The 10,401-nt window shown below is 42.6% G+C and carries 9 protein-coding genes; all 9 read right to left on the bottom strand.

Features of this window, described 5'->3' with window-relative positions; genetic code table 11:
* Positions 1–520: 520 nt before the first annotated feature.
* Positions 521–2,182, bottom strand: a complete 1,662-nt coding sequence (locus QUB52_RS01175; RefSeq protein WP_332972086.1) for an ABC transporter ATP-binding protein — start codon at positions 2,180–2,182, stop codon at positions 521–523.
* Between the two features lie 152 nt (positions 2,183–2,334).
* Entirely contained in the window at positions 2,335–3,198 is an 864-nt protein-coding gene (locus tag QUB52_RS01170; RefSeq protein WP_332972087.1) for a class I SAM-dependent methyltransferase, read from the bottom strand.
* Between the two features lie 79 nt (positions 3,199–3,277).
* A complete protein-coding gene (locus tag QUB52_RS01165) occupies positions 3,278–4,435 on the bottom strand; it encodes a hypothetical protein (protein ID WP_332972088.1) in 1,158 nt (385 codons plus the stop codon).
* Between the two features lie 80 nt (positions 4,436–4,515).
* Positions 4,516–5,112: a GNAT family N-acetyltransferase gene (locus QUB52_RS01160; RefSeq protein ID WP_332972089.1), complete on the bottom strand. Its 597-nt coding sequence runs from the start codon at positions 5,110–5,112 to the stop codon at positions 4,516–4,518.
* A gap of 456 nt (positions 5,113–5,568) precedes the next feature.
* On the bottom strand, positions 5,569–6,210 hold the full coding sequence (locus QUB52_RS01155) for a hypothetical protein (protein WP_332972090.1): 642 nt from the start codon (positions 6,208–6,210) through the stop codon (positions 5,569–5,571).
* Between the two features lie 233 nt (positions 6,211–6,443).
* Positions 6,444–6,665 carry a hypothetical protein gene (locus QUB52_RS01150; protein WP_332972091.1) on the bottom strand — a complete coding sequence of 74 codons (222 nt, stop codon included), beginning with the start codon at positions 6,663–6,665 and terminating at the stop codon, positions 6,444–6,446.
* A 193-nt stretch (positions 6,666–6,858) separates the two neighbouring features.
* Positions 6,859–8,079, bottom strand: a complete 1,221-nt coding sequence (locus QUB52_RS01145) for an RNA polymerase sigma factor (protein WP_332972092.1) — start codon at positions 8,077–8,079, stop codon at positions 6,859–6,861.
* A gap of 453 nt (positions 8,080–8,532) precedes the next feature.
* A complete protein-coding gene (locus tag QUB52_RS01140; RefSeq protein WP_332972093.1) occupies positions 8,533–8,757 on the bottom strand; it encodes a hypothetical protein in 225 nt (74 codons plus the stop codon).
* A gap of 143 nt (positions 8,758–8,900) precedes the next feature.
* Positions 8,901–10,388, bottom strand: coding sequence for a DUF5009 domain-containing protein (locus QUB52_RS01135; protein WP_332972094.1), 1,488 nt, complete (start codon positions 10,386–10,388; stop codon positions 8,901–8,903).
* Between the last annotated feature and the right edge of the window lie 13 nt (positions 10,389–10,401).

Below are 10,401 nucleotides of genomic sequence, written 5' to 3'. Positions count from 1 at the left end.
AGTAGTGTGGGATTCTTGAGTCTCTGGAACTGCAATAGGTGGCGACAGTTTCATAGCCCACGCGATAGGTAGCTAGAAACCCGGTTTCAACGAGTTTTGGGACGAGTCACGATAAATTTACGCAGAAACCGGGTTTCTGAGGCTACGGATATGTAGCTAGAAACCCGGTTTCTACGAGTTTTGGGACGAGTCACGATCAATTTAGGAAGAAACCGGGTTTCTGATCCCACGAGTCCGCACATTGAACTTAGGTTTCATTGTTGAAATCAACATACCCAGGGCGCTAAAAATCTTTGGAAAATGCGCTCGCCCCTGTGGGATATTTTTCTGACTGTATGAAGCACGACTAAAGGTTAAAGAACAACAGGTGCAGGTGCGGATATTCATAGCCGGGAGAGCGGGACGGACTAAGGTTTTGCAGAGTTTGTAGAATGGGTAGAGCGATAGCGAAAGCCATTAAACCTTTAGCTATGTTGGGTTTTGTTCCTCAACCCAACCTACGCACTTCCCCTGAAAAATCTCAACCACTAACCACCAAGGTTCCCTTGTCCATCACGAACATGACATCTGCACGTAATGCATGAGCCATGCGGTGCGTGATGAAAATTACGGTGCGTTCCTTGGTGATACGCTCGATGGTGGCGAGGATTTCCCCTTCCGTGGCGGGGTCTAATGATGATGTCGCTTCATCTAAAATCAAAATAGCAGGATTTCTGACTAAGGCTCTAGCAAGGGCGATTCTTTGGCGTTGTCCGCCCGATAATTGTCCGCCTCTGTCACCCACAGAGGTATCGTAACCTTGGGGTAAAGTTAAGATAAAATCGTGAATTTCTGCATTTTTGGCGGCGGTTTCGACTTCCTCATCAGTGGCTTCTAAATATCCCATTCTGATATTTTCACGGAGGGAAGTGTTAAATAAAATCACATCTTGAGAAACCAGTCCCATTTGGTCGCGCAGGGATTTTTGAGTGCAGGAACGCAAGTCAATACCATCAAAAAGAATACTACCTTGATCGGGGTCGTAAAGTCTGGTTAATAGATTGACAATGGTGCTTTTACCTGACCCACTCTGACCGACAATGACGGCAAAATCTCCTTGTTTGATGGTTAGGGATAGGTTATCAATGCCTTTTCTTTCGGGAGAATAGTTAAAGGTAACATTATCAAAGCGAATTTCATGGGTAAAATGGGGTAATTCAATGGCATTGGGTGCGTCTTGTATTTGAGTAATTTCAGCTAATAGAATATTAATACGCTGCATCCCAGCTATTCCTTCTATGAGGTAGGGGAGGGAAAAGGTAAAGCTAAGAATATTTAGATTTAAACCGACTAAGAAAACCTGAAAAGATGCCAATGTACCGACTGTAATCATATTTTTGTAGGTCATGACTGCACCGATACATATCACGGCAAGTTGGACAAAGACAAAGACTAAAGTAGGAATCCTTTGGACTAGATAAGAGGAAAATTTTGCTTTTACATAAACTTTCTTTAACTGGCGCAAATTGCTGTCAAAATGATTAATGGTTCGACTTTGTAAACCAAACAATTTAATCACAGATTGAGAGATAATATTTTCTTGAATAGCATTAGCTATTTCGCCCTGTTTGTCTCTTAGTTGATAGTTTTGTTCTGTAGCTGTTTGACCAATTTTGGCGGGTGCAAGGACACATAAGGTTAACCCGATACAACTAATTAGACCTAACTGCCAGTTGAGGGAAAACATAAAAATAGCAGAAAATAGGATGCTACCGAGTTCTAAAACTAGAATGAATCCGTAGCTCAAGCTATTTTCTACTTGTTCGGTGTCGGCTGAAAAACAGTTGACAATATCTCCGGCTGAACGTCGCCCAAAAAACTCCATAGATAGGGTTTGGAGGCGAGAAAACATAGCATAGCGGATGTTATTGATGACTGAAATGTTAAACCGTGTTGCCCAAAAATCTCCTAATAAGCCGATGAAGACAAATAAAATCGCTCCCCCACCCAGCAATAGCAGAATTAAAACCAGGAGACTATAATTTTGGGGAATGATTGCAGCATCAATAATGAACTTTAAGCTCATCCTAATTAATGAGTCAAAAGCTGCCTCAAAAAGACTACGAGCGATGAGAAGAATTGCTAACCATCGGTAGGGAGCGATGTATTTATTCAGTTCTTTGAAAAACCAAATGAGATTCATTTATTTTTAAATTAAAAGGTGACTCGCTCCAATACACCAGGAGTTCTCAAGCCAGCTAAGGTGGCATTCATTGCCAGTACAGAATGTACAGAATAAAACCGTAGTCATTTCAGCAAGTAAATCTTCCACTAACTCGGATAGTTAATATTCAACTAAGGATGAACTAGATATTTTTTCTCAAGCCTGACCAAAAACTCCCACGGACAGATATCCGGATCGTCGATACCTTCAAGCTCTTTGAAGCTCTCCATCAAAATATCCGAGTCAGTAAAATAAACCTCGAAACTCAATCTTTTGAATCCTGCTTCTTTAAAAATTCGATTCAAACGCAAGGGAGTATAATGTATTTGGCGATCGTTTCGTTCTCTGTCATAATAGGCACTTTCAGGTAAATTCATGCTGCCGTCAGTCAACCAACAAGCTTTAGGGCTATATAAATAAGCAACTTCCTGACAATCAAATATGGTTGGGAAAAAACCGTAAACTTTACCTCTTGGCTTAAGAACATTATAAAATTCTTTGAGCATCTGACGATTGATAGCATCTTCACCAGAAATTACGGAATTTACCACTAATATGTAATCAAAATTTTTAACCCAATCAGGTTTTTCTTGGGTTAATTGAGTGGAGTCAACGGTTTCAAAAAATATTTGACGGTTGAGTTTAGTCTCTCCGTCTACTTGTTTCCATTTGTTTCTTGCTACATCAATCGCCGTCTCTGAAAAGTCGGTACAGCAAACCTGTCCAATACGAGGACAAAACTCGAACAATGCCTTTTGAAGATAAATTTCAGACCCACATCCGGGAATCAGAACTTTAATTTCTGGAGAATCGGGAATATTAAACTCCGAAAACTGACTGGAGGGATGTATCAGCGCTTTGCATACTTCAGGGTCTTGTGTCAAGCTGAAAACATTTTTTGAATAGTCATCGTGGTCTTTATCCCAAACGGCTTTCTCGGTAGATTGTGAGGCTAAACCAGACGGAATGAGCCACTTGTAATTTTTTGCATTCATAACTTTTTAAGCACTATCTAAACGTTTTTTAGTGATAGCGAGCACATAGCTAGCTGCTAAGATGTAAACTTTACGCTACCTAATTTACTGAAGGGGCTTTTGTGGGATTCCTGGAAAAAGCCTCTGTAATTATTTCAGACATCAGATGAGAAAATGGAATTTTAGCAAGGTGTAAAATAGTACCGACTTTGGATGTATTTGGGTTTTCTACACCCATCGTGAGAGACGTGGAAGTGACAAAAGGACAGGGATTTACCTCTAAAACAAACATCTCTTGAGTTATCTCCTCCATACGGATATCTACTCGTCCATATCCAGTAGCACCTATTGCACAGTAAGCACGTTTAGCTAGTTCGCTTAGTCGAGCCTGCAATTCAATCGGTGCTAATTGATAACCGAATAACGGTTCCTGATGAGATAGGATAGTTCGTTCTTCTGCTTCTCCTAGCCATAGCTCACGGGTATAAAATCGTTCAGTTTCGGGTACACCAGAGTGAAAAACTGTTTCCAAGGCTGGATAAATCTTTATTCCCTCTGGATGTTGAGCAGTCCCTATGACTAAGACCGTAAATTCTCGACCTTTGATAAATCGTTCTACAAAGATACTATCTGCTGGAATCTGCATCCCATGTTGTCCTTGCTGTAGAGCCTCAAATCGAGCGATCGCATCTTCGTCAGTGTGGACAACGGATTGCAAAGAAATGCCTCTAGTGCCAAACGAAACTGAAGGTTTGACAATCAGTGGAGGTACAAGCCGATCGCACAATCCCCGAATACTATTGACATCTTTAATTACTTCATAGGGTGCAGTTGAAACTCCCGACTCAACAAAAGCCTGTTTCATCAATATTTTGGAGTCCCCCATTTTAAAAAATTGAGAATCTGCCCCTGTGAAGGTAATCCCTTTAGCTTCCAATAGTTTCACAACAGAAGCCCCTGGATATCCATCAATTTCATCGAGTCCCGCACAGTAGTTCAATACAAGTGGGAAATATTGGGCTTGAGAAGCAGCAACTTCTTCAACCACTGCCTTCATATTTTCTAAGGTGATTAGCTTAAACTTCCATGCCACATCCAGTTCGGCCAAAACCTCTGCTAGTTCTTGCTGAAAATATACAGGATCGAATTCTTGGTTAGAAAAATTTTTCTCTTCTACAGATAAACAAGGAATGAATGCCCAAACCAGTATCTCTTTGTCTAGAATTTGTAGATTTTTTATGGGTTGAATCAGTTTCATTTTTTTAGGTTGACTAAACAGTATTAACTAGAGGAATAATCGCTGAGTGAAAAGCATATTTTTGTTTGATTTCTCTATACTTACGCTACTTTTTGTGCTTCTACAAAGTTTCTATGCAGGCGCATGAAAGGTGAGTTAACTCGCTCTAGATGTTCCGAATTAAACACATCTAACATCATAGCCATACCACTACCATATTCGGGGTGATTTATCATATCAATTAGTTTATACCCTAGTTTTTGAAAGAAAGGAATCATGTGGGGTTCACAGTCTATAAAATCAAATTTTATTCTATCTATCAGCATTTGATTGTAATGCGCTTGCATTAGAGTAAACCCTATGCCCTTTTTTCTGAGATTTTTGTATACCATAAATTTCGTACAAACTGACACATACCCAAGATTGGTATTTTGAGTAGCATCACTTATTTTAAAAAGGCTAAGATAGTACCCTAAATCTGATTGTCTAGCATAGTTACTCCGAACAGTTCCCACTACTTTATTTTTTTGAAAAGCCACAAATATGTTGCCTGAATTATCTAACGGTTCTTCTATTTTCTGTCCTTTATGGTTGGCATAGTGTTGGGCATATCCCAGTTCTTCTACATAGATTTGATAACGCAATTTGAAAACCTGTTCTTTTTCTTCAGGAGTTTGAGCTAGTCTGATTTCCAGCATGGTAGTTTTATGTTTGTAAATTCAGAGTTTGTTTTTAGTTAGAGCGCTCACGCTTCTGATGTGGAAATTTAATCAGGATGGACAAGTAGGGCGATCGTGCTCTGGTTAAAATGGCTTTGATTCAAGATGGGTGAGCGATCACATTTTCAAAGAAACCGACTCGATGAAAGCCTGCTAAACTTTCAGTTGGGGGAATGGGTAGGGATAATGGCGTTCCTTACTGCTTACACTCGTTGCCTCACCTGCTGGGAGGTTCAAACCCCTACGTGATCGCTCTTTTGCAAGGAACCTGTTGCTCCTTCATCTGCTGGTGGCAAAAATTTATTTATCAAATGCCACACTCCTTCAGCAAAAATGTCGCAAGCGACGAACCGAAGGAATAGGGGATTACTCGTTCTGAGCAATGCCTTTCACTTGACTTCCGTCATGGATGGCTTTCTGGCGATACCCGTAGCTTTATAGCATTGCTAGCACTTCTTTGTAGTTAGCGGCAAGTGACTGATTGTATTTTAGGTCTAGTATAAGACTCTCGCCGTCCAATTTAGCTGTGAGAACGCCCTTGTTCATTCCGCTGGGAAACTTGACTTCTAGGGGACCTGCTATGACATTGCTGGAGATGACTGTTCCCAATTCCAAATTATTAAAGAGACCGACATAGTAAGTAGGAGTGATTTTGAACTGAGCACTGGAACCATCTAGAACCTTCTGTTTGTAAACTGCTGGACTCCCGGACATCCCGACACCAGGATTGGCTTGCAACTTCGATTTGTTTACGATCATTATAGATCCATCTACCCCCGATCCAGTTTCTTTAAGCTGCTGCACACCCTCCTCGTATACAATCTCCCAGTTGCTTCCCAACTTAGCTGGTAACTTTTGGCTGGACTTGTAAACCCCTATTCCCCCGTCTTGCTTGTAATCAGCAATCGAAACCAGGTAATCAATCTCCCATTCGACTCCACTAGATCCGCCTTTAGGGGTGGTTGTTTTTTTCCATGCTACACTCTCCAAGCCTATGGAATCCGGTATTGTTTGGTAAACCACCATTGTCCAGGTACGGTCGGTTTGGTTTTCAAAGTCAACGTAGTAATTTGTCATGATGATAACTTCTTTTCTTTCTATATTTGTAAGACGATTCCAGTAATCAATTTCTGAATTTTTCGAGTTAGAGGATTTTTTATGACTCGATGTACTCCACGAAACGATCGCAAGAACCGGAAGAAAGGGCGATCGCCTCCCTTCGTATCCATCTCAACCAAAAAGCGATCGCCTTCCACAAATAAGAGAAGATATAGCCTCTTCATCCTCAAAGCTTGGGTCTTGTCGTCTTATTAGTCTTCCATAAAGTTAAAGCCAGAGAAGTGCGATTGAAGAGCCTCCTCTAATTGTTGATATGTAGGGATATCTGAGGAATAAACTGTACTTTCCTCCGTCCAATTGTGTGTTACCTTCCAACTAGGATATTGAGCATTAATATCCTCCTCAACAGTTTGGGCTTTTAGCATCTTAGGGCCCTCGTTAGGGTTATTACCATATACTTTACACCGTGCCATTTTTTCAATCTCCTACGAGTAGTTTAATAGTGTGTTCTTCCGTTATCGGTCGATGGTATTCACACTTTAAAAGACGATTGCAGATCGCAACTTCTGAATTTGGCTATCGTCTGGCTTCAGTGACAAAACCGCATCAAAGGCTAGCCAAGCCGCGTTCGCATCTTGGAATAAGGCAAATTTGTGGAAATTTGACTCAAAAGAAACGAATCCTCATCATCATCCCCCACAGACTCTTGACGAGGGATTGAAAATAGGGAAGACGATACAAAGGAGGAGCGCGGGACGATCGCACTTTTTCTCCCCCAACTTGCCCCACCGGCTCCCATTGTCGCCTCCACAGCAAAGGCACACAGGAATTCCCCCAACATCCAGTTTCTTCCTCAAATTGAGCCAACGCCAAAATCGGTGCAGGCTGCCATTCACACAGCGCCGCCTCAACCCACCGACAACCATCACTCCTGACTTCTAAATTCTCCTCAGCAGTCGCCGCCACAGAATCCGACTCAGAATGCTGCTCGGATAGCACAACCTTCTGCGGTTGCTCACCCCCAAAACTCTCCACTTGGGCCACCACAACAGATAACGTCACCATCTCATCTGCACTGGCTTCAACTCCCCCATTCCCCTGGGACATTTCCTCAATCGCCGACTCCGTTACTCCTGGTGTCACTGACACAGGACTTACGCATTGTAACGGTGTAGCAAGGGTTTGAGACTTGTATTGATCGTAGTCGAAATATTGCTTCCCTAATGACCCGAATGACGGACTTACGTTATTCGTGCGTAAATCCTGTGACACTTCTGTTTTACCCCCCCCCACAAAATATTCCCGCAACTGCTTTACCAGAATTGCCCGCGCCTGCGAGATGCGCTTGCAGACATTCTGGTAGGAAATCCCTAGCTTTTCAGCTATCTCTTGATGAGACAGTTCTGCATAAAAATGCAGGATAAACGTCTCGCGCATCTTGGTCGTTAACTCATCAATCGCGCCGCCAATGACCATCTTTTTCTCGTCACGATCCAAGACGCTTGCGGGTGTATCGTTAACAGAAACCAGTCCTAAATCCTCTTGAGCCGCGTAAACTTCTATATCCTCAACTTGGTTCGCACCTCGGCGACGTGTTAGATCGATCCAGAAATTACGAGTCAGCGTGGTTAGCCAAGATTTGAAGTTAGCGATTTTTCCTGCATACTTTTGCGCCTTTTTCAAGGCTTTGAACATCGCCTGACTCAGCAGGTCTTCCGCTTCGGTTGAGTTGCCGTTCATCCACTTGAGACAGCAACGAAACAGGTAGTCTCGGTGCTGTTGGAAGAGTTGCCAGAAGGCATGAATTTCACCGGCGGCAAGGCGTTGTAAGAGTTGCTGTTCTTCTGAGTTGGTTAGGGATGGGATTGGGTTGGTAGTGAGCGACATGATTTCACCGAATCAATTGATTGAAAAGCAATATTCAGGGTTTATTTTTGTAGGGGTGATTCATAAATCACCCCTAGTCAGCAACATCAAGCAAAGGGGATGAACGCCCTGATGCGATCGAACTTTTTTTACAGACGTGCGTTCCGAGTCACTGGGCCAGCCACTTTGAAACTGGTCACGGCAAGCGCTCCATCCCGGCACCCGCATATCTATCTATCTAATGGAGAATTTGCACCGATTCCCCCAGCACCCGCATATCTACCTAATGGAGGATTTGCACCGACTCCTAACAGTATAATCGGGAAAAGTCGAGTTGGAAAGTCGGAAAAGTCGGGATCTAAAGTCGGAAAAGTCGGTTCTGAAGTCGGAAAAGTCGGATCATTCGGAATTCTATTGACAAAATTCCAAATAGGTTGTATAGTGTTGGTCGATCGCCCTAGCCGCTTAAATAAGTTAAGTTTTTGTTAGTGGTGGGGTAGAGGATGCGATGGGATGCGATCGCCATTTTTGACATCTGCCACCGTCTGTTACAACTGCGTTGTGCCGAATTGAATGGCGAACTTGCAGTTTAATATTTTTGCAAAATGGGGATGCTTCCGTCTCGCATCCCCTGAAGAAGGGGAACGCTTTTAGCGTCTCCGGTTCCCCTTCGTGGGGCAATCCTCCCGTGGTTGTCATCGGGAAAACTATGAACTCAAATACTAAACTGATACTAAATTTGACGTTAAGTTGACACGCCTTGGTTCAAGCCTAGTCTGCAATACAAATCAGAGATATAGGTAAACCAGCCCCGCTCCAAGTGTCGAACTCAATCTCACAATTTACGTTCTCAAAAACAGTTTTAACCTTGTAAATACCATCACAATTAACGCCAAAATCGCCGTATATCCAAAACCCCTCAAAAACCCCATAAACGGATCAGTTGCAGTCATCTCAATAATCACCGGTTCCCATTTATTTAAAACCAGAATCGGCCAGATAATATTCGCAAATCCCGCATAGCCAATCATCGGATTCACCCCGTTATCAATAAACAACTGCAAAAACCATCTTTTTTGAAATACATCGATAATTATAGTCAACCCAATCAACAGAAAAATAGCCATTCCCGCCGTTACAAAAAAGTAACTCATCGTCGCTGAATCTTTCTTAATTCCTCCTTCATAAGGCTCAAACAGCAAGCCCAAAACCAACCAATAAAAACCCCATTTGTAAAGGTGATTCAATACATTTTCCGTGACATTTCCAGGCTTTATCAACAAAACAAAACCGCACAAACACAGCACCACCGTCACTAATGAAGTCTGCCAAACCCATCTAGCTTGCAGTCCAATTAACAAGACTAAATTGACCGCAAACATCAAAACCATAATGCTGAAATAGCGCCAACTTTTCCAGCTAACGTAACTCGTATCTTCCGGCGAACGATACTCTATCCACCTACTAAACAAATCTCCCGCAATCGTACCGGGAATCACCACAAACAAATACTTTAAATAATCAAATTGAAACAGCCAAGGTGCAGGAGAGTACAGCCAAATTGATTTAATCCAATCGTCATTATGAGAAGAGAGCCGCATAGCAAACAGCAAGCCCAAAAATCCAACTCGCAACCACATATTTGAACGAGTAAACAGCCAAATTATCGATCCGAAAACGGCCACATTTGCCAGTACCATTAAGATAATATCGCTGCGTTCAAAAGAAATTCCCCTACCGTCGGGATATTTGATGTGAGATATGAAGACAATCCCGGCACTCCAAGCAGCAAGGGTTAACCCTCTGCGTAGCCACGCCGACCACTTTTGGGGCCAGCGAACGTACATCAAAAATAATATGACAAATCCGCACAAAGCCAGCCACCACTTTTGTGGGCTGGGTTCGTCAGGGTTAATTGTAGTCGGGCGAATGTGCTGGAGAAATATCGCAAATGACGCTAATAAAAAGCCTCTTTGCAAAATAGATAAAATTATTTTTTTTGTATCCCATCCCTTGGCGATGCGGCGCGACAAAGCTAGCGGTATCGCAGCCCCCATTGCAAACAAAAAGAAGGGGAAAACTAAATCAACCCAGGTTAATCCTGCCAATTTATTATTGAAAACGTGGTTTGGTGGTGGGAGTTGGGCGTGATACATCCACGCTGGTAAGGTTTTGCGGGCTATTGTACCTGATAAAACCATTGCTAAAACTGCGATTCCGCGCAGGGCATCCAGCGCGTCGGCGCGTTGGGAAACGGCAGCAATTGCTAACGGTTTTTGCTTTTTGATGCTATTTTTTGATTCCGATGTTGTGTGTTCCAATGCACTCACCAATTCTTCGTTG

The sequence above is a fragment of the Microcoleus sp. A6-C6 genome (assembly GCF_036705955.1).
GTDB lineage: Bacteria > Cyanobacteriota > Cyanobacteriia > Cyanobacteriales > Microcoleaceae > Microcoleus.
This window is presented reverse-complemented; position numbering and strand designations above follow the sequence as displayed.

Excerpts from the sequence above, each read along its gene's own strand:
- QUB52_RS01175 (WP_332972086.1), bottom strand. The coding sequence starts at position 2,182 with ATGAATCTCATTTGGTTTTTCAAAGAACTGAATAAATACATCGCTCCC.
- QUB52_RS01170 (WP_332972087.1), bottom strand. The coding sequence starts at position 3,198 with ATGAATGCAAAAAATTACAAGTGGCTCATTCCGTCTGGTTTAGCCTCA.
- QUB52_RS01165 (WP_332972088.1), bottom strand. The coding sequence starts at position 4,435 with ATGAAACTGATTCAACCCATAAAAAATCTACAAATTCTAGACAAAGAG.
- QUB52_RS01160 (WP_332972089.1), bottom strand. The coding sequence starts at position 5,112 with ATGCTGGAAATCAGACTAGCTCAAACTCCTGAAGAAAAAGAACAGGTT.
- QUB52_RS01155 (WP_332972090.1), bottom strand. The coding sequence starts at position 6,210 with ATGACAAATTACTACGTTGACTTTGAAAACCAAACCGACCGTACCTGG.
- QUB52_RS01150 (WP_332972091.1), bottom strand. The coding sequence starts at position 6,665 with ATGGCACGGTGTAAAGTATATGGTAATAACCCTAACGAGGGCCCTAAG.
- QUB52_RS01145 (WP_332972092.1), bottom strand. The coding sequence starts at position 8,079 with ATGTCGCTCACTACCAACCCAATCCCATCCCTAACCAACTCAGAAGAA.
- QUB52_RS01140 (WP_332972093.1), bottom strand. The coding sequence starts at position 8,757 with ATGACAACCACGGGAGGATTGCCCCACGAAGGGGAACCGGAGACGCTA.